General features: G+C 63.9%; 23 protein-coding genes and 1 other RNA gene. 6 read left to right on the top strand and 18 right to left on the bottom strand.

What is annotated here, in order from left to right; translation table 11 throughout:
• Nucleotide 1: 1 nt before the first annotated feature.
• The 3 genes from hflK to ACQ5ID_RS02885 all read right to left on the bottom strand — a co-directional run bounded on the left by hflK (nucleotide 2) and on the right by ACQ5ID_RS02885 (nucleotide 2,658).
• Nucleotides 2-1,186 carry an FtsH protease activity modulator HflK gene (gene hflK, locus ACQ5ID_RS02895; protein WP_429910973.1) on the bottom strand — a complete coding sequence of 395 codons (1,185 nt, stop codon included), beginning with the start codon at nucleotides 1,184-1,186 and terminating at the stop codon, nucleotides 2-4.
• Nucleotides 1,187-1,292: 106 nt separating this feature from the next.
• Nucleotides 1,293-1,808: a dihydrofolate reductase gene (locus ACQ5ID_RS02890; RefSeq protein ID WP_429910972.1), complete on the bottom strand. Its 516-nt coding sequence runs from the start codon at nucleotides 1,806-1,808 to the stop codon at nucleotides 1,293-1,295.
• 7 nt (nucleotides 1,809-1,815) lie between these two features.
• Nucleotides 1,816-2,658, bottom strand: coding sequence for a thymidylate synthase (locus tag ACQ5ID_RS02885; RefSeq protein ID WP_429910971.1), 843 nt, complete (start codon nucleotides 2,656-2,658; stop codon nucleotides 1,816-1,818).
• A 236-nt stretch (nucleotides 2,659-2,894) separates the two neighbouring features.
• On the opposite strand from ACQ5ID_RS02885, the gene ACQ5ID_RS02880 reads away from it, so the two are divergent.
• Nucleotides 2,895-3,275: a VOC family protein gene (locus tag ACQ5ID_RS02880; RefSeq protein WP_429910970.1), complete on the top strand. Its 381-nt coding sequence runs from the start codon at nucleotides 2,895-2,897 to the stop codon at nucleotides 3,273-3,275.
• Between the two features lie 4 nt (nucleotides 3,276-3,279).
• Here ACQ5ID_RS02880 and ACQ5ID_RS02875 read toward each other — a convergent pair whose 3' ends face one another.
• Entirely contained in the window at nucleotides 3,280-3,951 is a 672-nt protein-coding gene (locus ACQ5ID_RS02875) for a DUF2459 domain-containing protein (RefSeq protein WP_429910969.1), read from the bottom strand.
• On the opposite strand from ACQ5ID_RS02875, the gene ssrA reads away from it, so the two are divergent.
• Nucleotides 3,952-4,314: a transfer-messenger RNA gene (gene ssrA / locus ACQ5ID_RS02870) on the top strand.
• Nucleotides 4,315-4,334: 20 nt separating this feature from the next.
• On the opposite strand, the gene ACQ5ID_RS02865 is transcribed toward ssrA, so the two are convergent.
• Nucleotides 4,335-4,937: a hypothetical protein gene (locus tag ACQ5ID_RS02865; RefSeq protein ID WP_429910968.1), complete on the bottom strand. Its 603-nt coding sequence runs from the start codon at nucleotides 4,935-4,937 to the stop codon at nucleotides 4,335-4,337.
• 101 nt (nucleotides 4,938-5,038) lie between these two features.
• Nucleotides 5,039-6,415, bottom strand: a complete 1,377-nt coding sequence (locus ACQ5ID_RS02860) for a cytochrome P450 (protein ID WP_429910967.1) — start codon at nucleotides 6,413-6,415, stop codon at nucleotides 5,039-5,041.
• A 153-nt stretch (nucleotides 6,416-6,568) separates the two neighbouring features.
• On the opposite strand from ACQ5ID_RS02860, the gene ACQ5ID_RS02855 reads away from it, so the two are divergent.
• Entirely contained in the window at nucleotides 6,569-7,021 is a 453-nt protein-coding gene (locus ACQ5ID_RS02855) for an SspB family protein (protein ID WP_429911151.1), read from the top strand.
• A gap of 23 nt (nucleotides 7,022-7,044) precedes the next feature.
• Here ACQ5ID_RS02855 and ACQ5ID_RS02850 read toward each other — a convergent pair whose 3' ends face one another.
• Together ACQ5ID_RS02850 and ACQ5ID_RS02845 are read right to left on the bottom strand one after the other, a co-directional pair.
• The gene (locus tag ACQ5ID_RS02850) at nucleotides 7,045-8,070 is read right to left on the bottom strand and encodes a zinc transporter ZntB (RefSeq protein WP_429910966.1); all 1,026 of its coding nucleotides are present in this window, start codon (nucleotides 8,068-8,070) and stop codon (nucleotides 7,045-7,047) included.
• A gap of 24 nt (nucleotides 8,071-8,094) precedes the next feature.
• Nucleotides 8,095-8,502 carry a RusA family crossover junction endodeoxyribonuclease gene (locus tag ACQ5ID_RS02845; RefSeq protein WP_429910965.1) on the bottom strand — a complete coding sequence of 136 codons (408 nt, stop codon included), beginning with the start codon at nucleotides 8,500-8,502 and terminating at the stop codon, nucleotides 8,095-8,097.
• A gap of 100 nt (nucleotides 8,503-8,602) precedes the next feature.
• Between ACQ5ID_RS02845 and fumC the strand changes: the two genes are divergently transcribed.
• A complete protein-coding gene (gene fumC, locus ACQ5ID_RS02840) occupies nucleotides 8,603-9,994 on the top strand; it encodes a class II fumarate hydratase (protein ID WP_429910964.1) in 1,392 nt (463 codons plus the stop codon).
• Nucleotides 9,995-10,168 carry a DUF4169 family protein gene (locus ACQ5ID_RS02835; RefSeq protein WP_429910963.1) on the top strand — a complete coding sequence of 58 codons (174 nt, stop codon included), beginning with the start codon at nucleotides 9,995-9,997 and terminating at the stop codon, nucleotides 10,166-10,168.
• Nucleotides 10,169-10,392: 224 nt separating this feature from the next.
• On the opposite strand, the gene ACQ5ID_RS02830 is transcribed toward ACQ5ID_RS02835, so the two are convergent.
• Both ACQ5ID_RS02830 and ACQ5ID_RS02825 read right to left on the bottom strand, forming a co-directional pair.
• Nucleotides 10,393-12,048, bottom strand: coding sequence for a thiamine pyrophosphate-binding protein (locus ACQ5ID_RS02830; protein ID WP_429910962.1), 1,656 nt, complete (start codon nucleotides 12,046-12,048; stop codon nucleotides 10,393-10,395).
• A 123-nt stretch (nucleotides 12,049-12,171) separates the two neighbouring features.
• Complete coding sequence (locus ACQ5ID_RS02825) at nucleotides 12,172-14,253, bottom strand: TonB-dependent receptor (RefSeq protein WP_429910961.1); 2,082 nt, start codon at nucleotides 14,251-14,253, stop codon at nucleotides 12,172-12,174.
• Between ACQ5ID_RS02825 and ACQ5ID_RS02820 the strand changes: the two genes are divergently transcribed.
• Nucleotides 14,252-16,849, top strand: a complete 2,598-nt coding sequence (locus tag ACQ5ID_RS02820; RefSeq protein ID WP_429910960.1) for a M14 family zinc carboxypeptidase — start codon at nucleotides 14,252-14,254, stop codon at nucleotides 16,847-16,849. The genes ACQ5ID_RS02825 and ACQ5ID_RS02820 overlap by 2 nt on opposite strands.
• Before the next feature lie 16 nt (nucleotides 16,850-16,865).
• Here the strand turns inward: ACQ5ID_RS02820 and hisIE are convergent, their stop codons facing one another.
• The 8 genes from hisIE to ACQ5ID_RS02780 all read right to left on the bottom strand — a co-directional run bounded on the left by hisIE (nucleotide 16,866) and on the right by ACQ5ID_RS02780 (nucleotide 23,698).
• Entirely contained in the window at nucleotides 16,866-17,495 is a 630-nt protein-coding gene (hisIE, locus tag ACQ5ID_RS02815; protein ID WP_429910959.1) for a bifunctional phosphoribosyl-AMP cyclohydrolase/phosphoribosyl-ATP diphosphatase HisIE, read from the bottom strand.
• Nucleotides 17,492-18,259 (bottom strand): imidazole glycerol phosphate synthase subunit HisF, encoded by a 768-nt coding sequence (gene hisF, locus ACQ5ID_RS02810; RefSeq protein ID WP_429910958.1) that lies wholly within the window; start codon nucleotides 18,257-18,259, stop codon nucleotides 17,492-17,494. The genes hisIE and hisF overlap by 4 nt, the downstream gene beginning before the upstream one ends.
• A complete protein-coding gene (locus ACQ5ID_RS02805; protein WP_429910957.1) occupies nucleotides 18,253-18,975 on the bottom strand; it encodes a HisA/HisF-related TIM barrel protein in 723 nt (240 codons plus the stop codon). Before ACQ5ID_RS02805 ends, hisF begins: the two co-directional genes overlap by 7 nt.
• Nucleotides 18,976-18,978: 3 nt before the next feature.
• A complete protein-coding gene (hisH, locus tag ACQ5ID_RS02800; protein WP_429910956.1) occupies nucleotides 18,979-19,587 on the bottom strand; it encodes an imidazole glycerol phosphate synthase subunit HisH in 609 nt (202 codons plus the stop codon).
• A 397-nt stretch (nucleotides 19,588-19,984) separates the two neighbouring features.
• The gene (hisB, locus tag ACQ5ID_RS02795; RefSeq protein ID WP_429910955.1) at nucleotides 19,985-21,193 is read right to left on the bottom strand and encodes an imidazoleglycerol-phosphate dehydratase HisB; all 1,209 of its coding nucleotides are present in this window, start codon (nucleotides 21,191-21,193) and stop codon (nucleotides 19,985-19,987) included.
• 1 nt (nucleotide 21,194) lies between these two features.
• Nucleotides 21,195-22,508 (bottom strand): histidinol dehydrogenase, encoded by a 1,314-nt coding sequence (gene hisD / locus ACQ5ID_RS02790; protein ID WP_429910954.1) that lies wholly within the window; start codon nucleotides 22,506-22,508, stop codon nucleotides 21,195-21,197.
• A 3-nt stretch (nucleotides 22,509-22,511) separates the two neighbouring features.
• Nucleotides 22,512-23,396: an ATP phosphoribosyltransferase gene (gene hisG / locus ACQ5ID_RS02785; protein WP_429910953.1), complete on the bottom strand. Its 885-nt coding sequence runs from the start codon at nucleotides 23,394-23,396 to the stop codon at nucleotides 22,512-22,514.
• Complete coding sequence (locus tag ACQ5ID_RS02780; RefSeq protein WP_429910952.1) at nucleotides 23,393-23,698, bottom strand: YerC/YecD family TrpR-related protein; 306 nt, start codon at nucleotides 23,696-23,698, stop codon at nucleotides 23,393-23,395. Before ACQ5ID_RS02780 ends, hisG begins: the two co-directional genes overlap by 4 nt.
• Nucleotides 23,699-23,865 lie beyond the last annotated feature (167 nt).

Genomic DNA, 23,865 nt, shown 5'->3' with positions numbered 1-23,865 from the left:
ATCAGCGCTCTCCCGTTCTGGATGCGGACCCGGTTTGCGTGCGGGCGGGACTGCGGTCCCGGCCCAGCTGGTCAAGCGGCAGGTAAGGCACTGCGCCGCTTCCGGCCTGCTGATCGAGAATGATCAGTTCAGACCGTCCCAGCACCTGCTCCATCGTTTCGAGGAAAATGCGCCGGCGGGTAACGTCCGGTGCCAGGCGATACTCGGTGAAAATCTGGTTGAAGCGGTCGGCCTGACCTTCGGCCTCGGCTATCACGCGCTCGCGATACCCGCGCGATTCCTCCAGCAGGCGCACGGCGTCACCGCGCGCTTCCGGGATCACCTGGTTGGCGTGGGCGGTCGCCTGCAGGGCGGCACGCTCGGCATCCTGACGGGCCGCGTCAACATCGCGGAACGCGTCGATAACGCTGGCGGGCGCAGACGCTTCACGCAGCTGGACCTCCAGCACCTGAATGCCGGAATTATAGTTGGCGAGCGTATCCTGGATGATCTGGCGCGCGCGGCGGGCAACATCGGTCCGGCCCGCCGTAATGATGGGCTGAAGCTCGGTCGTGCCGACAACTTCACGCATCGCGCTTTCGGCAACGGCTTTCACCGTGCCTTGCGGATCACGCACATTGAACAGGAAGTCGCGCACACCTTCGGGGTAGGTCAGGTCAACACGCCACTGCACCACGAAATCGATCTCGACGATGTTCTCGTCGCGGGTCAGCATCAGGCTTTCCTGCGGCGTGGCACCGACGGCGACCTCGTTGGTCGTCGTCACTTCCGGCAGCATCACCGTCTCGAACGGCACCGGCAGCTTGAACTGCAGGCCCGCGCCCGTGGTGCGCACATATTCGCCAAAGCGCAGGACCACACCCGCCTGTTGCGGACCAACAACGTACCAGGCAGAGCCCGGCCATGCGAGCCAGACAAAGAAGATACCCGCCGCGATCAGGCCAAGGCCCGGACCGCTGGAATCCTTGCCGCCACCGCCGCCGAACATGCGCCGGATACGTGCCTGCAACTGGGCAATGAACTGTTCCAGATCCGGCTCGCCGCCGCCCTGCCCGTTGCCAGAGCCACGCCGTCCGCCGCCGGGGCCTTGCCCCCACGGATTCTGGTTATTGTTATTGCCGCGCCGTCCGCCGCCGCCAGAGCCCCAAGGCCCCCCGCCGCCGCCTGCATTGTCGTTCCAGGGCATATACGTCCTCGTAACGGAATGAAAATTGATCGGTGTTGCCACGATATGTGGACGGATCGGCCCGCCGGTTCAAGTCAAACCGGCACCGGACGCAGTGCGCGATGCGTCACACCCGCTCCAGAACCCGCACCCCGAACCCGGCATCATCGCCCGGTGCCGGGTCGAAACGTTCGGCGCCAACCTCGCGCCATTCGAGCGGGTTCAGCATCGGAAAATGCGCATCACCCTCCGGCTCGAGATCGACTTCGGTCAGATGGATGCGGCTGACAGCGGGCAACAGGGCCGCATAAAGCGCCGCGCCGCCAATCAGGCATACTTCGCTGGCACCATCCTTCACCGCAACCTTGCGCGCAGCCTCCACCGCATCGTCCGCATCGGAGAAAACTTGCGCGCCTTCCAGTGCCGTGACGCTGCGTGAGACAACGAAATTGGCCCGGCCGGGCAAAGGCTTGCGCGGCAGGCTGTCCCACGTCTTGCGGCCCATGATGACCGGCTTGCCAAGCGTGACCGCCTTGAAATTCTTCAGATCAGAGGGAATGCGCCAGGGCAGATCATTGCCCCGCCCGATCACGCCATTCCTGGCCACCGCAACGACGATTGAGAGGGGGACGTCACTCAACACCGCCGCCCTACACCGCCACCGGCGCGGATATGCCCGGATGCGGGTCATAGCCGATGATCTCGATATCCTCATACTCGAAGGCGAAGAGATCGGTGACGTTCGGATTGAGCTTCAGCGTGGGCAGCGGACGCGCCTCGCGCGCCAGCTGACGCTCCACCTGCTCGACATGGTTTGAGTAGATGTGCGCATCGCCAAATGTGTGGACGAACTCGCCCGGTTTCAGCCCCGTCGCCTGCGCCACCATGGCCAGCAGCAGGGCGTAGCTCGCGATATTGAACGGCACACCGAGGAACAGGTCCGCGCTGCGCTGATAAAGCTGCAGCGAGAGACGCCCGTTCGCGACGTGGAACTGGAACAGGGTGTGGCAGGGCGGCAGCGCCATGGACGGCACATCGGCCGGGTTCCACGCCGACAGCACGAGGCGGCGCGAAGCCGGATTGGCCTTTATCTGCGCCACAAGGTCTGCCAGCTGGTCGATCTCTTGCCCGTCCGGCCCGGCCCAGCGCCGCCATTGCTTGCCATAGACGGGGCCAAGCTCGCCATTTTCGTCGGCCCATTCATCCCAGATCGTGACGCCGCGCTCCTGCAGCCATTTCACATTGGTCATCCCCTTGATGAACCAGAGGAGCTCGATCGCGATGGAGCGGAAATGCACCTTCTTGGTGGTCAGCAGCGGAAAGCCGTCAGCCAGATCACAGCGTATCTGGCGGCCAAACACGGTACGCGTGCCCACCCCTGTGCGGTCATCGGAAGGCGTGCCATTCGCCATCACATCGCGCAGCAGATCGAGATACGCCGCCTCAATGCCGGAGCGATGGGTCTGCGCGGGATGATGTTCGGCAAGGGCCATGGGCGGGACTTCTGATTCGGTGGTTTGTACGATTTGCAAGTGTGACGTCCGGGGAGGCTGCCGTCACCCGCTCGCGGAGGCTGTCCACAGCTAATTGCGCCTCCCTCCCTAAAATTGCCGGTGGCCCCTGCTGTTCACTTATGAACAAGATTTAATCAACGCAGCCGATTTCCCGCTTGCCTCCCCCTCTTCTGGATGGCAGCTTGCCCGAACCGGAACAAAAAGGGAATACTTCAATGATCGGATATGTGACTGTCGGCACGAATGACCTTGAACGCGCTTGTGCTTTCTATGACGCGCTCGCCAAGGAACTCGACACCCCGCGCATGATGGAGTTCGACACCTTCGTGGCCTGGGGCAAGCCGGGCGGAGCCGCCGGCATCGCTGCTACAAAACCGTTTGATGGCAATGCGGCCAGCGTCGGCAATGGCGTGATGGTGGCGCTGGAAGCGAAAGACAAGGAGCAGGTCCATCGGCTCTATGACATCGCGCTGGCCAATGGCGGCACGTGCGAGGGCAAGCCCGGCCCGCGCGGCGACAATTTCTATGCGGGCTATTTCCGCGATCCCGACGGCAACAAGCTGAATGCTTTCATCATGACCGGCCCGCTCGGCTAGTAAGCTAGCGGGTTTCCTCCCCGGAGGGCGGGCAGCTTGACGGCGCTGTCCGCCCCAGCCGGTTCAACAGGCTTGCGGGCAGCAAATGCCCACCTGTCCAGCCGACATCAAGGCCCGCCTCGCGCAGGCGCGCAGCCGTCCACACATTGCAGGTGTTGAAGGCGTGATAGGTGGAGCGGCCGGTGAAGAAGGCGCTGCCGCGCGCATCCAGCCCTTCGGCCACAAATCGGGGCGCGCCCGCCTCGTCCAGCGCCAGCTCGGCCTCCAGCGCCTCGACAATGATGGCAAGCGCCTCACCGGACAGGGCCACATCGCGGTATTCGCTCAAGTAAGCCTCGCGCGGATCACGGCCCAGCGCCGCGACATGCACGACAGAGCGCGTCGGCCAGGCAATGGCGGCAATGCTGTTGAGCGGGTTCACGCCGTCCACATACGCCCCCGCATCGCCCCAGCCGATTGAGAACCAGCGCGCATCGGGAAATGCCGTACGCACGGGCCCGTCACCGGGAAACGCATCGGCAGGCAGATAGAAATTGGCGTGCCAGCCAGTCGAACTGATGGCGGCCAGGTGACAGTCATCCGCGCTTGGCGCCGCTACCGGCGCAGGCCGGGTGCAGGCCGACAGCGCGAGCGCGAGGGCCGCCAGCAGGCCTGCCAAGGGGTAGAGCCGTGTCATGCCCTTTCATATCACGGCCAAACGCCCTATATTCAAGGGGTCCGCCTCGGCGGTCTATGGTGATAAACGTGCGTGTAATAACCAGACCGGACCCGGGTGCGATTCCCGGCGGCTCCACCAATCTCTTTTCCGCTGCGTTGGGCGGTGAGCATGGGGCCGATCAGGATCGACGGATGGGTAAAGACGTTGCTTTCACCCGCATGGGCTCCGTTATCAGCCCATTGTTAAAGTTGCCAACGACAACTTTGCTGAAGAAGTGCGTCTCGCTGCGTAAGCAGTGCGATCATTTCGCATCTTAAGTCCTCGGCTCTAGCAAGCCGCAGGCGGGGTTCGGGGGGCGCCTGGCAACAGAAGCCCCCTACTTCTCCAGATTTGCCGGCTGTCTACCGTCTGTGTGACCGTTCGCGGATCAGCACCGGCAGGAGCTGCGTCAGGGCCATATACAGCCCCGCGCCGAACGCCCAGCTGAGCGGCACGAACAATATGCCCAGCACATCGCGCGCTTCGGGGAAATTGCCGCCAATGCCCAGCACATAACCGCCAGTGGAGAGCTGATATATGCCGGCTGCATCCGGCGAGATGAGCCGCGCCGCTCCTGCGGCGATCACGAACAGCACCGCAGCGTAAAGAAGCCCCAGCACGCTGACGATAGTGGCTGTGCCTACGCCCGACATCGCCCCATAGCGCAAAGCCTCCACCACCCGGCGCGGATTAAGGGTGCGGGCGGCGCGGCGCGCAGCCTGACTGGCGATCTCTGAGGGAAGATAGTGGCCGGGCGGCCCGACGAGATCCAGGGTGCGGGCCACCGTTTCCGCGCTGGCATTGCGTCCGCCGTTAAGCGCCTCGATCACGCGCAATTCCACGTCGCGCCGATACTGACGCGCGAGGCTGCGCGGCAACCGGCCGAGCAGGATATCGGCTTCGTGCATGTATTCGGCGGCCAGAGCGCGGGCCGGTTCGTGTTCAAGCTCAGTCAGTCGTTCCAAGGCGGCCACCCCGTAATTTGCCGGTTAACCCTGACGGTAGCCGCATACTGGCGGCCACGAAAGGTGCGGCGGCGCGGATTTTCAACGATGCAAGGCGATTATCACGCCGGTTTGACATCCAGATGAAGCCCGCCTGCCGGACGCAAGGTGACCTGCATGGCCAGCTCGACCGCGCGTGCATCGGCCTGCGGCGCAAACTCCAGATCACGCACCATCGTGGCCAGCATGATGATGGCCTCCATCATGGCAAACCCCATGCCGATGCAGGCGCGCGGCCCGCCGCCAAAGGCCAGGAACTGGTAGCGGTCCGTGGGCCGCCGGTCGCGCAGCCAGCGATCCGGATCAAAGCGGTCAGGCTCATCCCAGAGCGTGGTGTGCCGGTGCAGGCAGTAAAAGGCGAGCAGCGCCACATCGCCCTTGCGTACAGGCCGTCCGCATATCTCCGTCGCACGCACCGCGCGCCTGGCCACCATGGGCGCGGGCGGATAAAGCCGCATCGCCTCTTCCAGAACCTGACGGGTGAAATAAAGCTGGCTGACATGCTCTGCCGATGCTGTCCCATCGCCCAGCACGGCGCGCGCCTCTTCGCGCAGGCGGGCCTGCGCTTGCGGCTGGTTGGCCAGCAGGTAGAGCGCCCATGTCAGGGCAATGCCGGTGGTTTCATGGCCTGCTGCCACAAACGTCATCACGCTATCGCGGATATCGGTGTCCGACAGGCCCTCGCCCGTTTCCTCATCACGCACCGTCAACAGCAGGCCCAGCAGGTCGGTGCCGGCATCAGACGCGGCCCGGCGCCGGGCAATCTGGCCCTCCACCGCCCGCCGGAAGACCTTGCGCGCCTTGCCTGCGCGCGCGGTCATCAGGCGCGGTGTCCATTCAGGCACCGGCGCAAGATCGGTAAGGCGCATGCGCCCGATTTCCTCCAGCAATATCTCTATCGCCAGCCTCACCTCGCCCCGGTCAAAGCCTTCCACATCAGAAAACAGCACGCGCTCGATAACGGCGAAGGTCGCATCGCTCATCACGCTCATGATTTCAGGCGTTTGCGGGGGTTTTAGCCGCTCCACCGCCATCGCCGCAGCCTCGGCCATGATGGGCGCGAACGGATCAAGGCGGCGTTTGAGGAAGGCAGGCTGCAACGTCATGCGCTGACGCCGCCAGCTTTCCCCGTGCGCGGTCAGGATGGCATCGCCCAGCACGGGGCGCAGCATGCGCTGGATCAGGGGCGATTTGCGCCAGTCCTCGAAATTGTCCTGCAGAACCGACTTCATCTCCGCCGGACCAGACAGATGATGAACCGACCGGCCGAGATATGGCCCGGTCAGAATCGTCTTGTCGAAGAGCGGAGCAGGCAGGATGGAGAGCGGATTCTCCCGCATCATCATGCCGGTTTTGAGAAGATTCGTGGGCCGTTCAAGCGGCGTCACCCGGGCAGGCTGAAAGCCGTCCGTCATACCGGTGTCACCCTTGGCTGGCATGGGTTTTTCCATGCGGCGATGTTTAACGCAGCAAGGCCGCTCCGGCTATTGGCGAATGTGCCAACAGTGTTGACCGATTGACGCAAGGAACGCGTCGGCTAGGCTCGGTTAAGAAAGCTCAAGGCAGGGGGAGACGCGGTGAGCAAGGACCTGATGCGGTATGACCGGCTTGCGCAGGACGCGTTGCGCGGCGTGATCCGTCAGGCGCTCAACAAGGCCGGCAGCCCCGAAGGTCTGCCCGGCGCCCACCATTTCTACATCTCCTTCAAGACCTCTGATCCGGGCTGTGACATCGACCCCAGCCTGGCCGAAGCCTATCCCGACGAGATGACGGTCGTGCTGGAACACCAGTTCTGGGATCTCGCGGCGGAAGAAGAATATTTCGAGGTGACGCTGAAATTCGGCGGCGTACCGAAATACCTCAAAGTCCCCTATCGGGCGGTGACGCGCTTCCACGATCCGGCCGTCGGCTTCCATCTGCATTTTGACTATGAGGCACCCGACGCAGCCAATGGCGCGGCACCCAGCGTGGCGGCCGGTGGTGGCGGCGCTGACGGCGAAGAAGGCACCGTGGTCAGCCTGGACGCCTTCCGCAAGAAGGACTGAGGTTCGGCTTAAGCGCCTCCCCGTCAGAGCAGCTTCATCTTCCTGAAAACGTAGGTGAGGATCACCGCGGCCACGATGATGAGCCCGGTGACAGCCGCAAACGCCCATTCCTCCTCGGCGAACGGGATGCCTTCGACATTGATGCCGAGCAGGCCGGTAAAGAGCGTCAGCGGCAGGAAGATCGCCGCCAGCGCCGACAGCAGCACCATATAGCGATCCATTTTCGCGCCGCGCGCCTCGACGATCTGATCCTGGATCAGCGCGGCCCGTTCGCGCACCGCTTCCAGTTCTTCGAGCACGCGGGTCGTCTTGTCGGCGGCCTCACGCACCCGCGAGCGGTCCCGGTCGATCAGCCAGCTCAAATCCTCGATGGAGAGCGTGGTCAGCGCATCACGCTGCGGGCCGATATAGCGGCGCAGGCGGATCGCCCGGCGGCGAACCTTCGCCAGCGCCCCGCGCTGGACCGCCTCCTCTTCCAGCAGGGCATCTTCGAAATCATCCAGCTCATCATGAAGCTCGCCGACATGGGGCTCCATCCGGTCGGCAAGCCGCTGGGCCAGCTTGGCCACCAGCTCACCGGGACTGACCGGCGCAATCCCGCGCTCAATCGCGCCAACAAGATCGCCAACCGCATGCAGCGGACGCACCCACACCCCGATCACCCGCGAACGGTCCACCCACAGCCGGACCGAGACCATGTCCTCCGGCTCGGCACCCTCCATCAGGTTTACCCCGCGCAGGATGATGATGGCCCCTTCCCCATGAACGGTGCAGCGCGGGCGCGTATCATCAGCCAGCAATGCCGATTGCAGGAAGCTGTCCAGCCCGCTTTCGCTCTCCAGCCAGGGCTGAGTGCGCGGGTCTTCACGTTGTAGATGCACCCACACGAAGGGCCGGCGTCCCTTGCCCTTGCTTTCTGTCTTCAGAACATCATCGGAAGGGGTTAGCGCATCGAGAGAGGCCGCTTCGGCTGCGCCTTTACCGTCCATGGCAAAGCACAGGACAGGCGGCAGACCGGTGGCGGTGTCAGGACTATCGCTCAGGGCCATTCTTCGGCCTTCCGTGAGTTTGCCTCAGGCCGCTTCCGGCACCAGCGGCACGGCGCGTACGCGCACACGCGCCCGCTCACCCAGCACCTTTTCGACGTGCAGGCGCTCCACCTGGCTGTCATCGTGGAAGACGACGCCGGTCAGCGCGTCCAGTACCGCCTTGGCGACATTGTCGACATCATGGACGGGTGAGCTTTCGGTGCGCTCGATGATGATGGTGACCTCATACGGTCCCCATTTCGGGCGCACGCGCTTGAACTCGGTGCGGAAGAACTCCCCGATCAGCGTCTTGAAGCGGCGCGACTGCGAGGTCAGCGCATCGACCCGCAGATGAAGCGATCCTGTTGGCGTGGCTACCTGCACCTTCCCTCTCCCGGACCATTCAAGGCCCTCATCCTGCAGTGCGTAGCCGTCTGCGGCTTGATCCCTCATGGCCCGATGCTACACACCCGATTCGATATATTCACCAGTGTCTGCGCGCTTTGGTCTTGTGGCAAGGCGCACAGGCAAACCAGACCCGCTGAGGAACACCATGTCTGCCATGCGCACCGAGACCGACTCCTTTGGCCCGCTTCAGGTTCCCGCCGACAGGTATTACGGCGCGCAGACCGCCCGCTCGCTGATCAATTTCAAGATTGGCGGCCAGACCATGCCGGTCCCGCTGGTGCGCGCGCTGGGCGTGGTCAAGCATTGTGCCGCCAAGGCCAACATGGCGCTGGACAATATCGATCCCAAGCTCGGCAACGCCATTGCAGCGGCGGCGCTGGAAGTGGCTGAAGGCAAGCTGGACGATCATTTTCCGCTGGTCGTCTGGCAGACCGGTTCCGGCACCCAGTCAAACATGAATTCCAACGAGGTGATCTCCAACCGCGCGATCGAGATGCTGGGCGGGGAGATGGGCTCGAAAGACCCGGTCCACCCCAACGACCATGTGAACCGCTCCCAGTCCTCCAATGACGTGTTCCCGACGGCGACCCACATCGCCGCTGCGCGCGAAATGCACTCAACGCTCGTGCCCGCCCTCAAAACCCTGCGCGATGCGCTGAAAGCCAAGTCGGATGCCTTCAAGGACATCATCAAGATCGGCCGCACGCATTTGATGGACGCGACGCCGATCACGCTGGGTCAGGAATTTTCCGCCTATGTGGCGATGGTCGATAACGGCATCCGCCGCGTGGAAGCGGCCCTGCCCGCGCTTTACGAGCTGGCGCAAGGCGGCACGGCGGTTGGCACCGGCCTCAACGCGAAGCCGGGCTTTGATGTGAAGTTTGCCGAGGAAGTCGCCAAGCTGACCGGCCTGCCCTTCGTGACGGCGCCCAACAAGTTCGAGGCGCTCGCCACCAAGGACGCGCTGGTGGAGGCACATGGCGCGCTGAACTCGCTTGCCGTATCGCTGTTCAAGATTGCCAATGATATCCGGCTTCTGGGCTCCGGCCCGCGCTGCGGCATTGGCGAGCTGTCCCTGCCTGAAAACGAGCCGGGCTCGTCCATCATGCCGGGCAAGGTGAACCCCACCCAGTGCGAGGCGATGACCATGGTCTGCACGCAGGTCATGGGCAATAACGCCGCCGTCACGTTCGCCGGCAGCCAGGGCCATTTCCAGCTCAACGTGTTCAAGCCGGTGATGATCTACAACGTGCTGACCTCCACGCGCCTGCTGGCCGACGCGGCGATCAGCTTCACCGAGAACTGCGTGGTCGGCATCGAGGCCAATGAGGCGCGCATCGCCGACATCATGGAGCGCTCGCTCATGCTGGTGACGGCGCTGGCCCCGAAGATCGGCTATGACAATGCGACGACGGTCGCCAAGACCGCGCACAAGAACGGCACCACCCTGCGCGAGGAAGCGATCCGGCTCGGCTTTGTCACTTCGGAAGAATTTGACGAGGTGGTGCGCCCCGAGCAGATGATCGGACCGAAATAATTGGCCGAAATCGTCAATCTTCGTACCGCGCGCAAGCGCAAGGCCAGAGCGGCGGCAGCCAAGGACGCTGCCGCCAATCGCGCCGCCTTTGGCCAGACGAAGGCGGAAAAGCTGAAACGCAAGGCCGAGACCGACAAGGCCGCCCGCGATCTCGACGGCAAGAAGCGGGAGTAAGAATACGCTGTCATCACCCGCATTATGCGGGTGATCCATGCCTGTAAAGAAACTACGCCCTCGTCCTTCGAGCGCCACTGCGTCCGCTAGGATGAGGGCTTAGGTGTGCTTTTCCCTCACCCTGAGGGTGAGCGAAGCGAACGTCTCGAAGGGCGAGGGGAAAGCAACCCCTCAGGCATGGGTGGCCCGGATAAACCGGGCCATGACACTTATGTAAGATCCCCCTACTTCCCCCTCAGAGCCGAAATAGTCCGCCCCGGCGCGATCTCTTCCACATCACAGATCAGGTGGAGAAGCGCCGGCTTGCCGCAATTTTTCGCCTGCTCGAAGGCGGCGGGGAAATTGTCGAACGACTCCACGCGTATGCCTTCACAGCCAAAGCTCTTGGCGTAGGCCACAAAGTCCGGATTTTTCAGCTCGGTTCCTGAGACGCGGCCCGGATATTCGCGTTCCTGATGCATGCGGATCGTGCCATAGGCGCCATTATCGGCGACGATGAAGATGACATTCGCGCCGTACTGCGCGGCGGTCGCCAGCTCCTGCCCACACATCAGGAAGCAGCCATCGCCATTAACCGAGACGACCAGCGCGTCCGGCTTGGCGAGCTTGGCTGCGATGCCCGCGGGCACGCCATAGCCCATCGCGCCGGAGGTCGGCCCCAGCTGGGTGCGGCATTGCTTGTGGCGGTAAAAGCGATGCAGCCAGGCGGCGTAATTGCCTGCGCCATTGGTGAGGATCGCGCTTTCGGGCAGATTGTCCGACAGCCAGCAGAACATTTTCGAGAGGTTGAAGCCGCGCTTCACCTCTACGACCGAGGAGAAAGCCAGAAACTCCTCGTGTGCGGCAGCGGCCTCACCGGCCCAGGCGCTGGAATCCACCTTGATGTGGGCGAGCGCGTCAGCGGCAGCCGCCACCGTGGCGTTAATGGCAAGATCAGGCTGGTAAACGCGGCCCAGCTCCTGCGCGCCGGGATGGATATGAACCAGCGTCTGGCCCTCCAGAACGGGCGGTTTTAGAATGGAATAGCCCGAGGTCGTCATCTCGCCGAGGCGCGGGCCGAACACGATCAGAAGGTCTGCCCCCTTCACCCGGTCCACAAGCTTCGGGTTGGGCCCGACGCCGAGATCACCGGCATAGTTCGGGCCCATATTGTTGTAATGATCCTTGGAGCGGAAGGAGCACGCCACGGGCAGATCATTGTTTTCGGCGAAGCGGCGCGCCTTCTCCACCGTCTCGCCGCTCCACTTGGTGCCGCCATAAATCACGAACGGACGCTTCGCCTCTGCCAGCAGGGCTTCGAGCCTCGCGATATCGCCCGGCGCAGGCGCGGCATGAGCGGTTTCCACCCTGCGGATGGCCGGCGCGTCGGCCACCTCGGTGAGCATGTCTTCAGGCAGCGACAGAACCACAGGGCCGGGACGGCCATTCATCGCAGTGGCGAAGGCTCTGGCCATGTATTCGGGCACGCGGGCGGGATCGTTTATCTCGGCCACCCATTTGCACTGATCGCGGAAGAAATGCGTGTAGTCGACTTCCTGAAAGGCTTCGCGATCCTTCATGTCGCGCGCCACCTGTCCGATGAGCAGGATCATCGGCGTGGAGTCCTGAAACGCCGTGTGGACACCGACGCTGGCTTGCGTGGCGCCGGGTCCGCGCGTGACCATGCAGATGCCGGGACGCCCCGTCAGCTTGCCATGGGCTTCCGCCATATTGGCCGCACCCGCCTCCTGACGGCAGGTGATGAAGCGGAAATCCTTGCCCTTGTCGTAAATGGCGTCCAGCAGCGCCAGATAGCTCTCACCCGGCACGCCAAAGGCCAGATCGGCACCATTGGCAAGCAAGGCATCGGCGAGGTGCTGGGCACCAGTCTGACGGGGCATGGGATTTCCTTTCAGAAAAATATCTGCGCTGCCCCGCTTGCTAGCCGCGACCGGCTGGCGGGGCAAGTTCGGGCTGCGTTGTAGCTCACCTCGCCGCAACTCGCGAGATTGAGGACTGGCAAGCTATCCCCTTATCCGCACGCCAAGCGACACGGTACGCGGCTCACCGGGGAAATAGCGATAGCCGCCAAAGGCAAAGTCGGCGCGCTCGGCATAGCGTGTATTGGCCGCGTTGCGCAGCGAGGTGAAGAGCTCCACGCCCTCGCGCACCTGCATCGCGCCGCGCAGATTGACCAGATGGTGACCGGCATAGACCGCATCATTGGCCGCATCGGCGAAATACTCGCCCACATGCACCCATTCGGCTTCGAGGCGAACCGCGTCCACCGGTTGCCAGTTCGCCCGCAGATTCCACAGCCATTCCGGCGCGGTATCCACGCGGTTGCCGCGCTCGATCACCTCGAATGCCTGCCCCACCGGGCGGTCAAAATCGTAATTGTGAATGGCCCAAGTGAGCGCGCCGGAAAGCGTAAGCCGGTCTGTGAGTGGCCACACGGCCTCAATCTCCACACCCTCATGTGTCGTGCGCCCGTCCGTGACATTGAGGCCGTCCGCATCACGGAAGAACACATTGCGCTTGATCATGGTGAAGGCGGTCAGCTCCAGCGCCAGACCGTCAGGATGCGACAGGCGCAGGCCCGCCTCCAGGCTGTCGAGCACTTCGGGTTCGATATTGTCGATCTCCTGACCGGGCTGAAGCCGGTAGAGCTCGTCGGTCTGCGGTGCACGCACGCCGCGCGCGGCACGCGCAAACGCCCGCCAATTGTCTGCAAAGCGCCACACAAGCCCCGCATGGGGCGCAAAAGTCGTGAAGCTGTCGGAGCGGTCCGGCAGACGCAGGAAGCGCCCTATCGCGCCGTCATCGGTGTTGTTGGTGTAGTCAAACCGGGTGGTCTCCAGCCGCGCTCCACCTTCAATCTCCAGCACGTCGGTGAGGGCGTGGCGGCCCATCGCGAACACCGCGCCGGTCAGCGCCTCCACGTCATAATCGTAATGGATGCCTTGCGGGAACGCGCCGAAGCTCGGAAGGGTCTGATCCTCGATCAGATAGCCGCGCGTCCACTCGCCATCCGCGCCGATGGTCAGGCTGCCTTGCGATGTCTGGCGCGTCAGGGCGGACTGTGCTCCGATACTGTCATGGCCGGTAAATTCCAGCGCGCGCGAGGGCAGGAAATGAAGCCGGAACTCCATATCATTGCTGCGCGCATAGACGGCCCCTGAAAGGCTCCACAGCTCCGATATGGCGTGATCGGCGTGCAGGCTGACCCGCAAAGCGCGCGCATCGCGGAACGCTTCAGGGTTTGAATTGCGCCGCGACAGCGCTTCATCGCGATAGGCTTCAAACCCGTTCACGAAGGTCGCGGTTTCCTGCTCCAGATGGATCATGCTGGCGCGCGCGCTCCAGCGCGTCGGCCCCTGCCCCCAGTCCAGACGCGTCTGAAGGCCGGCACGCAACAAGGAGGCATCGTCCCGCCACCCGTCTTCAGAGCGCACGGAAAGCCCGATATAGCCATCGCCAAGGCGGGTTGCGCCGCTGGCCTCTGCCGTGACGCGCACGCGCCCATAGCTGCCCACTTCCAGCTCCGCCCTGCGGGGGGCAAGGGCCGGGTCCGGCGTGATGACATTGACCAGGCCATGCAGCGCGTTGGAACCATAGACCGCACCGCCCGGCCCGCGAATGATCTCCACCCGTCCGGCCAGCTCGTCTACCGCCTCGAACAGGCCGTTAATATTGGCAAAGGCAGGCGCGCGCAGGGAAATCCCGTCTTCAAGATAGAGAAACGATCCCGCGCCCGCGCCAGCGCTCAACACTGGCGAGCGGATGGCGGTGAGATGCTCTGCTCCATTGCCGCGATGGATATGAACCCCCGGCGCGCGGTTGAGCAGTTCGGCCACGTGCTGGGCGCCCACGGTCTGGATCGTGTCGGCATCGATCACCGCCACCGGCACTGCCGAGCTGTCGCGGACCTGAGCACTGCGCGTGGCGCTGACCACGATCACCTCGTCTGCCACCCTGCCCGGCACATCCTGCGCCATCGCGCTGCCGCCGGCAGCGGCCAGCACCAGTGCACAGGCGCGCGCCGCGCTTGACGCAAGGCCTTGCCAGCCTAGGGTTACGCCAGTTTTTTCGGGGGTTGAAATCATGAGTCTTTTCCGGTGCCTCCTGGTCGGCCTGGTCGCTGTTTTCGCGTTGCCGGCCAAGGCTCTGGCCTATGAGCCCAGAGCGTTAGTTGAGCTTATAGGCCAGGATGTCGAGTACGACAGCGCAGTCCCCTTGCCCGAAGACGTCACTGGTTTTGCCGTTGGCGAGATCATTTACACCCCCGACATGATCGCCGCCTATATGCGGACGCTAGCCTCCACGTCAGATCGGGTGACGGTCGACAGTGTCGGCCGCTCCCATTTCGGCCGCCCGATCATGCGGGTCACAATTACGTCACCAGAGAACCACGCGCGGCTGGACGAGATCCGCGAGGCCCAGCACGCCATCTCCGCCGCCGGCAACACCGCCGCCATCCCGGACGACCACCCGGTGGTGATCCAGTTCACGCATGGCGTGCACGGATCAGAGCCCTCGGCCTCCGACGTCATCATGCCGCTTCTCTACTTCCTGGCCGCCGGACAGGGTGCGGAAGTGACTGATATGCTTGATCGTTCCGTGATCCACCTGATCGGCCCGATCAACCCGGACGGCGCGGAGCGCTTTGCCAGCTGGACCAATATGCACCGGGCGCGGGTGCCGGTGGCCGATCCGCAGCACCGCGAGCACTTCAATGAATGGCCGTGGGGGCGGACGAACCATTACTGGTTTGACCTGAACCGCCAATGGCTGCCCGTAACCCAGCCCGAAGCGGTGGCGCTGGTGCGCGCGACGCGTGAATGGATGCCCAATATAGCCGGGGACTTCCATGAGATGTGGCCGAACAGCACCTATTTCTTCTCTCCCGGTCCGCCCGACGGCCTGCACCCTCTGCTTTCTAGGGCCGGACTTGAACTTAACCAGCGCATGAACAGCTTCCTTAGCGAGCAGCTGGACAGCGAGGGCGCGCTCTATGTCAGCGAGGAGTTTTTCGACGATTTCTATCTCGGCTATGGCTCCAGCTATCCCGGTCTGGTCGGCTCGGTGCCTTATCTGTTCGAGCAGAGCTCGGTGCGCGGCATCGTTCAGGAAACCGAATTTGGAACATTGCGTTACGACGAGAAGGTAGGCCAGCAGGCCCGTGTCGGCCTGGCCCTGATCCGCGCCGGCCTTGCCAATCGCGAACGGCTTCTATCCTTCCAGCGCGATTTCTATCGCGAGAGCGCCCGGCTGGCGAACGCCGCGCCCAATCTAGCCTATGTGTTCAGCTCCGCCGATAGCGGAAGACTCAATGATTTCCTCGATATGCTGGATGTTCATGGCATCGAGGTTCATCGCCTCAGAGAACGCACCCGGCTGAGCAATACAGATTTCGACCCCTCAAACAGCTATGTAGTACTGGTCCGCCAGCGCGAGTTCCGCGTGGTCGAAGCCCTGTTCGAAACCCGCATCGTCGACGACATGACCGAGTTCTACGATGTCTCCGGCTGGACCCAACCCTTGGCCTATGGCCTTGATTTTGCTGCGGTTCGCCCCGGACTCTTTGCGCCGAACCTCGCCGGTGAGCGCGTCACTCCGGCTGACCGGGCCGTCCCGGCCCCTGAGCGCACCGATTATGCCTATGTCATTGACTGGACTAACTTTTATGCGCCGCGCGCGCTCTACCGCTTCCTGGAGGCAGGCATCCGCGCCCGCATGGTGCCTGATGCCATCACCGTAGCTACGGCGGATGGAGAGGTCTCTGTCCCGCGCGGTTCGGTGGTCATTCAGGTGCGCCAGCAGGACGTCGATCCCGATACTGTCCACGCCCTTGTCCAGAGGACAGCCGGAGACGGCGTGCGCGTGATCGCGGCCACCAGCGGGGCGACGCGTCAGGGCTCTGATCTGGGCGGCTTTGCGCTGAGCAATGTGCGCCGTCCGGAGATATTGCTGCTCACCGGGCGCGAGCAGGATGTAAACGCAACCGGCGAAATCTGGCACCTGTTCGACCACGAACTGAACATGCCGGTTTCCATGATTGATATCAGCGAGTTCGCCCGCGCTGATCTCAGCCGCTACACCCATATCATCCTGCCCAACGGTGGCTATGGCGGGCTTGACGAGGCCGACGCCGAACGGCTGGGGCAATGGACGCGTGCCGGCGGCGTGCTGATCGGCATTCAGGGCGGGGCCGATTTTGCCATCCGCAATAGCCTCACGGCTGCCAGCTGGGCGGAGAGAAGCGGGGACAATGGGGGCAATAATGCCCTCGCCTATGACACCCTGTCCCAGTGGGATACCGAGGAGCGTATCTCCGGCGCTATCTTCGGCACAGATGTGGATCTCTCCCATCCGCTGCTCTACGGGCTGACCTCAAGCCGCCTGCCAGTGCAACGCCAAAGCACGCGGGGCTTTGCGCCGGGCGACAATCCCTTTGCGATTCCAGTACGTTATAGCCGAAATGGCCTGCTGTCCGGCTACACCTCGCAAGCAAACATCCAAGCCTTACAAGGACTTGGCGCGGTGCATGCCGAGCGGCGCGGGCGCGGCGCGGTGATCCTGTTTGCAGACAATCCCTATTTCCGCGCCTATTTCCGCGGCTCGGCGCGCGTACTGACAAATGCCGTCTTCTTCGGGGACACATTCCGCAATCCGGCCCGGCGCAGGCCCACCGCCGAGTAGACAAGTGCAGGCGCCGTCACGTCTTTTCGTGGCGGCGCTTCAATTCCTCCGCGACGTCGGTGAGGGATAGTCCGCGCGCTTTTAAAAGGACAGTGAGGTGGAAAATCAGGTCCGCCGCCTCGCCCGTCAGGGCGGAGTTATCCTCGCAAACGCCAGCGAGCGCCGTCTCGACGCCCTCCTCCCCCAGTTTTTGCGCTACCTTATTGATTCCCTTGGCCAATAGCCGGGCGGTATAGCTTTCCTCCGGCGAACTATCCGCCCTTCTATCCACGATTGCCGTTAGCTCACCGATGAAAGCCAGCGCCGGGCCGGGATAATCACCAAAGCAGGAGCGCGTGCCCAGGTGACAGGTCGGCCCCTCGGGGACCGCCTGCACCAGCAGCGCGTCACGATCGCAATCAACGGCGAGGCCAGCCAGGCGCAACACATCGCCGGAGGTCTCGCCCTTGGTCCAGAGCCGGTTTTTCGAGCGCGACCAGAAGGTTACGAGGCCCTTTGCTTGCGTCACCTCCAGCGCCTCGGCGTTCATATAACCCAGCATCAGCACCTCGCCGGTCGCGGCGTGCTGGACGATGGCAGGCACCAGCCCGCCACCCTTTTCAAAGTCGATTTGCTCCGCAGAAAGCGGGGAGAGTTCATCGCTCATGGGCGCACCTCGATGCCGGATTGTGCGAGATAGGCTTTCAGATCGGGGATGGAAATCACGCCCTTGTGGAAGACGCTGGCCGCTAACGCCCCGTCAACATTGGCCTTTTTGAACGCGTCCGTGAAATGGTCCATCGCGCCCGCCCCGCCAGACGCAATCAAGGGTACTGAACACACCTCACGGGCGGCAATTAGCTGTTCAATATCATAGCCTTGGCGCACGCCGTCCTGGTCCATGCAATTGAGCACGATCTCGCCCGCCCCGCGCTCTATCACCTCTTTTATCCATGATAGCGTGTCGCGTTCGCTGGTCAGGGTCCGGTCCGGGTCGCCGGTATATTGGTGGAGCCGGTTTATCCCCCCAATTTTTCGGCTATCCATGCCGACAACCACACACTGGCTGCCAAATTCTTCCGCCAGCGCATTGATCAGATTGGGGTTTTCAAGGGCCGGGGTGTTGATGGATATCTTGTCTGCCCCCGCATGCAGGCGCGCACGGGCCGCCGCTACTGACCGTATGCCGCCGGCCACGCAGAACGGTATGTCGATCACCTGCGCCACGCGGCCCACCCAGAGGGGCTCCACCTCCCGGCCCTCAGGGCTGGCCGAGATGTCATAGAAGACCAGCTCGTCCGCCCCCTGCTTGGCGTAAAGCCTTGCCAGATCTACAATATCGCCGACCACCTCGTGATCCTTGAAGCGCACGCCCTTGACCACCTTGCCATCGCGCACATCGAGGCAGGGAATGATGCGCCGGGCTAGCATGCCAGCGCCTCGGAGAGCGTGAAGCGGCCCTCAAAGAGGGCGCGGCCGATGATTACTCCGCCCATTTTGAGGGTCTTGGCCTGCCGGATATCATTCAGCGTGGCGACACCGCCGGAAGCCTGCCAGGCGATCTCTGGCCGGGAGGCCACAAGGCTCTGATAAAGCGGGATATTAATGCCCTCCAGCATGCCGTCCCGCCCGGTGTCGGTCGCCAGCGCATGGCGCAGCCCGTGGCGTTGATAGGCTTGCAGCAACTCCCCCAACGTTATCCCCGCTTCCTCGGTCCAGCCCTTGACCACCGGGATGGGGATATCCCCCTTCATGCGCACATCGAAAGCGGCGGCAATAGCCCCTGCCCCATAGCGGACAAGCCAGCCCGAAACCCGCGCAGGATCGGTGACGGCGAGCGAGCCGATCACCACCCGCGATGCGCCAGAATCCAGCAATGATTCAATGTCTTCGCCCGTGCGTACGCCGCCGCCCGTCTGCACCTTGATGCCCGTCGCGGCCACGCTCTCGACGAGGGATAACTGCCGCCTCTTGCCGTCGCGCGCGCCGGACAGATCAACCAGATGCAGCCATTCTGCCCCCGCTTTGAGGTAGCTGCGAGCCACGGCTGCGGGGTCATCGCCATAGTCGGTAACGGCGGCGAAATCCCCCTTTGCCAGGCGCACTACCCGCCCCTCGAGGACATCTATGGCTGGATAAAGTATCACGCTTTAACCCTTGATAAAATTGGACAATATACGCGCGCCGACAGCGCCGGAGCGTTCGGGGTGGAACTGGCAGCCGGCAATGTGTCCATGACGGACCATCGCGCTTATCCGCGTTCCGTAAGCCGTCGTGGCGAGGGTCGATGCGCCTTCGGGCACGTAAAACCCGTGGACAAAATAGACATGCGCCCCCTCCTCTATCCCGGTCAGAAGCGGGTCTGAACCGGGCTGAAAGCTGAGGGTATTCCAGCCCATGTGCGGCCACGGACCCGCATCAGACGGGCCCAGACGCTCCACCCGGCCGGGGATAAGCCCCAGCAGGGAAACGGGAGCACCTGCGCCGCTATCCTCGTCACTTTCCCCGAACAGAAGCTGCATACCCAGGCACACACCTAGCAGGGGCCGGGTGTCGGATCGCAGGGCATCGGCCCAGCCGCTAGCCTCCAGCGCGCGCATTGCGGGGCCAGCCGCGCCCACGCCCGGCAGGATAAGTTTGTCCGCGCGCGCCGCCTCTCCCGGTGTGGCGGCGAGGACAGGTTCGACGCCGAGCCGGTTCAGCGCATAGCGCACGGAGGCGATATTCGCGGTCGAGGTATCGATGAGGGCGAGGGTCATTCCATCACCTCTGTCATCCTCCGGCCGCGTAGCGGTCCGGGGGAGCCATGCCTACCAAGTGCATGTAATCCAGAGCTTTCAGGCATGGGTGGCCCGGACAAGCCGGGCCATGACAACGGTATATTGCCGTTCAAACTCCCTTGCGTTTTCCCGGCGCAAGCCGGGATCCAGCTTTTAGCTCCGCAACGCATCCGCGTTGCGATGTTCCGCGAAAAGTCGCGGGCGCGCGTTCGCGCTCTTCGGACGGCGTAACGCCGTCCGCAAGGCCGACCGGCCGCCGGGCACTTTTGCCCGAAGCGACGCACGGATGTGCGGAGCATCAGCAAACGAAACTGGGCACCGGCTTTCGCCGGTGAAACGCGCGGTGAAAGCATGGACAAACCAGCCCCGCACCCCATCACAATACCCCCTTCGTGGAGGGGATAGAGGCGCCCTCAATCCGGATGGCCTGGCGAAGCGCGCGGCCAAACGCCTTGAAGCACGCCTCGATCATGTGGTGGGGGTTATCCCCGCTCACCTCGACATGGATGGCCGCTTTCAGGGTTTCGGAAATCGAACGGAAGGCGTGCGCGCACATATCCACCGGGTAATCCCCCACCCGCTCGCCGGGAATCTCGCCATCGAAACGCAAGAAAGGCCGCCCCGACAGATCGATCCAGACGCCCGCACGCGTCTCGTCCATGGGCAGGGCAAAGCCAAAACGGGCAATGCCGGCCTTGTCGCCGAGCGCCACGCGGATCGCCTCGCCCAGCGCCAGGCACACATCCTCGATCGTGTGGTGGGTATCGACCTCAATATCGCCCTCGCACACCACGTCGAGGCGGAAGCCGCCATGGCGGGAGACCTGTTCCAGCATGTGATCAAAGAAGTGGACGCCGGTTTCAAACCGCCCGCCCTCACCGTCGAGATCGATGAAAAGCGCGATGTCGGTTTCCTTCGTGGTGCGCCGGATGGAGGCCGTACGCGGGGCTTTGAGGCCACCCAGATAGGTGGCCAGTGCCTTGGCTTCGGCGAGCGTCAGCACCCAGGCGGTGAAGCCCTCGCTTGTCTCCTCCAGCTTCAGCCCCAAAGCGGCGAGGCGCTGCGCCAGAGCGCCCTTATCGGTGCCAGAAAGGGTGAGTTTATCCCCCTCTCTATCCACCTGCGCCCCGGTCAGTTCACCCATTCGCGCAGCACAGACACACATCAGCGAAACATACTGATCCCATTCAGCTTTCGCCGATGCAATCCCGGCTGGCGAGAGGCGCGATACTATGTCGGGGGCCAAATGTGGGTATGGCAGGGCCGATTTAACGGTGAGTTTGGCCGCCAGCGCGGGATTTCGCGTATCTATCACCACATTATCGCTGATCTCGCGGCCCAGCCGGTAGAGCGTAACGCCTTCTTTCGACGGGCTTTCCAGCGCCGCGAGGCCCTCAGCCAGACGGCTGGCATCGAAGGATGTATCCACACCTTCGAGCGTTTGCTGCGCTGCAGCGGCGTTCGGGGCGAGGACGAGCGCGGCGGGGTCGCACCCCAGAATATCCGACAGCCGGGCGAGGAGGGCTTTGCGGGATAGTTCCGCCCTTATCCCCGCCCCTTTGGAGAGGTCTATAATGGCGCTCATGTCAGATCATCTCCTCTTGCGCCTTTTCCCGGCGCACGGCCATGGCGAGCCGGTGCGCGTCCAGCCCTTCAAGGGCGGCCAGCCGCTCGACCACCGGCGCGATGGCGGCAGCGCCCCTCGCCTCGAAACGCAAGACGCTCGTGGTCTTCTGGAACATCTCGACACTCACCCCGCCATAGGCGCGCGCAGCGCCAGCAGTGGGCAGGGCATGGTTCGGCCCGGCGGCGTAGTCGCCAGCGGCCTCCGGCGTCCACGGACCGATGAATATGGACCCGGCGTGGCGGATCTCACCGCAGAGCGCTTCCGGATCGGCTGTCTGGATGATGAGGTGCTCGCCCGCATAGGCATTCGCGGCCGCCACCGCGTCCGCTTCATCCCTTACGAGGAATGCCTTGGACGCGGAAAGCGCCGCAAGCGCGATGTCACGCCTCGGCAGACCCTCAAGGCGGGCTTTCAGAGCGCTTTCCACCAGGTCGACGAACCCTTCGGAGAAGGCGATGAGGACGACTTGAGCCAGCCGGTCATGCTCTGCCTGGGCCAGCAGATCGAGGGCGACAAAGTCCGGGTCCGCGCTGTCATCGGCGATGATGATGACCTCGGACGGGCCCGCGGGAAGGTCAGTCGCCGCGCCGCCCGGCGTCTGCGCGAGAAGGGCCTTGGCGGCTGCGACATAGGCATTGCCGGGCCCGAAAATCCGGTCAGCGCGGGGCAGGCCCGCAACGCCAAGGCCGAGGGCCGCCACCCCGTGCGCGCCGCCAAGCGCATACACCTCATCAAGGCCAAGCAGGCCCGCCGCGCCAAGAATGGTGCGGTCCGGGCCGCCCTCCCCGACTGGCGGGGTGAGGACGGCAATGCGGGAAACGCCCGCGATTTGCGCGGGGATGGCCAGCATGACCAAAGTTGAGACCAGCGGCGCGGTGCCCGCAGGCACGTAAAGCCCGGCCACGTCCAGCGGCGTGACGCGCCGCTCCGCCACGCCGCCGGGCCATGTTTCGAGGCAATAGGATTTATATCCTTGCTGCGCGTGATAGCGGCGCACGGCATCGGCGGCAGCAAGGATCGCGCCCTTGTCTTCCGCGTCCAGCGCATCGGCAGCGGCTTTGAGATCACTGACCGGTACGCGGAAATCGTCTGGCGCATAGCCATCGAGTGCTTGCGCATAGCGGCGCACGGCTGCTTCGCCCTCGGCGCGCACCTCGGAGAGGATGCGGCCAGCCACCGCAAACGCATCCGAGCTGTCGCTCGGACGGGCCATCAGGGCCGCGCATTCCTCAGGCGACAGCTCCGCCCAGACATATCGGGTCAGCAGGCTCATCGCTTACGCCATCATCTTTTCGATCGGCAGGACGAGGATGGAGCGCCCGCCCGCGGCCTTGATCTGTTCCAGCGTCGACCAGAACACTTCCTCCGTACACACCGCATGGATAGCGACCACATCATCGCGGCCCACCACAGGGGCCACGGTTGGCGCATCGGCGCCGGGCAGCACGGCGCGGATCTCGTCCAGCCGGTCTTTGGGGGCGTTCAGAAGGATGTATTTGGTCTGGCGCGAGGCGATCACGCCCTTGAAGCGCTCCACCAGCAGGTCCAGCGTCGCGCCCCCGCCATTGAGGGCTTCCGGGTTGGCGATCAGCACCGCCTCGCTCTCCAGCACGGTCTCGAACGCGGCCAGCCCATTGGCTTCCAGCGTAGCACCGGTGGAGACCAGATCGCAGATCGCATCGGCGATATTCATGCGCGGGGCGACCTCTACCGAGCCGCCCATCTCCACGATCTCGGCTGAAATGCCGCGCTCTGCCAAGAATTTGGCCGTCAGGGCGGGATAGGAGGTGGCGATGGCGCGGCCCTCAAGATCTGCCACCGACTGCACAGGCCCTTCCAGAGGCGCGGCGAGTTTGAGCGTGCATTTGGCAAATCCCAGCCGCTGGACGATTTGCAAGCCCGCCACGCGCGGCGAACGCGCCGCCGCCTCGGCCAGCACATTCTCACCGACAATGCCCACCCCGCACGCACCGGACGCGACGAAGCTGGGGATATCATCATCGCGGATCAGCATCAGATCGAGCGGCACATTCTCCGCCCGGCGCATCAGCGCGTCACGCGCATAGGCGAGCTTCACGCCCGACTGTTTCAGGAGATCAAACCCTCCTTCAGCGAGCCGGCCGCTCTTTTGCACGGCCAGGGTCAGGCGTCCGGCGCTCATCGGGTCTTTTCCTTCATGCGGTCGAGGATCAGGCGGTAGCCCTGGTGCGGTTCCTGCGCGAGGAAGCGCGCCACGCGCGTGACCGTTGTGGTGGAAACGCCGGTCTCGGCGCTGATCTCCCGGTAGGACCGGCCCGCCTCCAGCAGCTGCGCCACGCGCCAGCGCTCGGCCAGCGCGTCTCGCTCGCCGGGCGTGGTGAGGTCGGTGAGGAAGCGCGCCATCTCGCCTGCATCCTTTGCCGCCAGTAGCGCCTCGCACAGCGCGTTGAAATCACGGGTCTTTGTTTCCCTGTCGAGGCGCATCACGCCCTCCTTTTCATCCCTTTTCCGCCATCGCCATACGGGCTCCCGGCAGATTGTCCTTCCCACGCCCGGCACTCCCTCCGCCCAGCCCGGCCCGTATGCGCCTGCCCTGTTGCGCCGCCGGGTGACACAGGGCGGACGTCGCTGGGCCAGACATCGCTGGTACG

It is taken from the genome of Glycocaulis sp. (assembly GCF_050485565.1).
Taxonomy (GTDB): domain Bacteria; phylum Pseudomonadota; class Alphaproteobacteria; order Caulobacterales; family Maricaulaceae; genus Glycocaulis.
The sequence above is the reverse complement of the archived record's forward strand: the minus strand, read 5'-3'. Positions and strand labels throughout refer to the sequence as shown.

What these genes read in the sequence shown, in the direction of transcription:
- ACQ5ID_RS02820 (WP_429910960.1), top strand. Translation starts at nt 14,252, where the DNA reads ATGAGTCTTTTCCGGTGCCTCCTGGTCGGCCTGGTCGCTGTTTTCGCG.
- ACQ5ID_RS02885 (WP_429910971.1), bottom strand. Translation starts at nt 2,658, where the DNA reads ATGGCCCTTGCCGAACATCATCCCGCGCAGACCCATCGCTCCGGCATT.
- ACQ5ID_RS02850 (WP_429910966.1), bottom strand. Translation starts at nt 8,070, where the DNA reads ATGGCCCTGAGCGATAGTCCTGACACCGCCACCGGTCTGCCGCCTGTC.
- hisB (WP_429910955.1), bottom strand. Translation starts at nt 21,193, where the DNA reads ATGAGCGCCATTATAGACCTCTCCAAAGGGGCGGGGATAAGGGCGGAA.
- hisH (WP_429910956.1), bottom strand. Translation starts at nt 19,587, where the DNA reads ATGACCCTCGCCCTCATCGATACCTCGACCGCGAATATCGCCTCCGTG.
- ACQ5ID_RS02880 (WP_429910970.1), top strand. Translation starts at nt 2,895, where the DNA reads ATGATCGGATATGTGACTGTCGGCACGAATGACCTTGAACGCGCTTGT.
- ACQ5ID_RS02825 (WP_429910961.1), bottom strand. Translation starts at nt 14,253, where the DNA reads ATGATTTCAACCCCCGAAAAAACTGGCGTAACCCTAGGCTGGCAAGGC.
- hisIE (WP_429910959.1), bottom strand. Translation starts at nt 17,495, where the DNA reads ATGAGCGATGAACTCTCCCCGCTTTCTGCGGAGCAAATCGACTTTGAA.
- hisD (WP_429910954.1), bottom strand. Translation starts at nt 22,508, where the DNA reads ATGAGCCTGCTGACCCGATATGTCTGGGCGGAGCTGTCGCCTGAGGAA.
- hisF (WP_429910958.1), bottom strand. Translation starts at nt 18,259, where the DNA reads ATGCTAGCCCGGCGCATCATTCCCTGCCTCGATGTGCGCGATGGCAAG.
- ACQ5ID_RS02860 (WP_429910967.1), bottom strand. Translation starts at nt 6,415, where the DNA reads ATGCCAGCCAAGGGTGACACCGGTATGACGGACGGCTTTCAGCCTGCC.
- hisG (WP_429910953.1), bottom strand. Translation starts at nt 23,396, where the DNA reads ATGAGCGCCGGACGCCTGACCCTGGCCGTGCAAAAGAGCGGCCGGCTC.
- ACQ5ID_RS02830 (WP_429910962.1), bottom strand. Translation starts at nt 12,048, where the DNA reads ATGCCCCGTCAGACTGGTGCCCAGCACCTCGCCGATGCCTTGCTTGCC.
- hflK (WP_429910973.1), bottom strand. Translation starts at nt 1,186, where the DNA reads ATGCCCTGGAACGACAATGCAGGCGGCGGCGGGGGGCCTTGGGGCTCT.
- ACQ5ID_RS02855 (WP_429911151.1), top strand. Translation starts at nt 6,569, where the DNA reads ATGCGGTATGACCGGCTTGCGCAGGACGCGTTGCGCGGCGTGATCCGT.
- ACQ5ID_RS02780 (WP_429910952.1), bottom strand. Translation starts at nt 23,698, where the DNA reads ATGCGCCTCGACAGGGAAACAAAGACCCGTGATTTCAACGCGCTGTGC.
- ACQ5ID_RS02845 (WP_429910965.1), bottom strand. Translation starts at nt 8,502, where the DNA reads ATGAGGGATCAAGCCGCAGACGGCTACGCACTGCAGGATGAGGGCCTT.
- fumC (WP_429910964.1), top strand. Translation starts at nt 8,603, where the DNA reads ATGTCTGCCATGCGCACCGAGACCGACTCCTTTGGCCCGCTTCAGGTT.
- ACQ5ID_RS02875 (WP_429910969.1), bottom strand. Translation starts at nt 3,951, where the DNA reads ATGACACGGCTCTACCCCTTGGCAGGCCTGCTGGCGGCCCTCGCGCTC.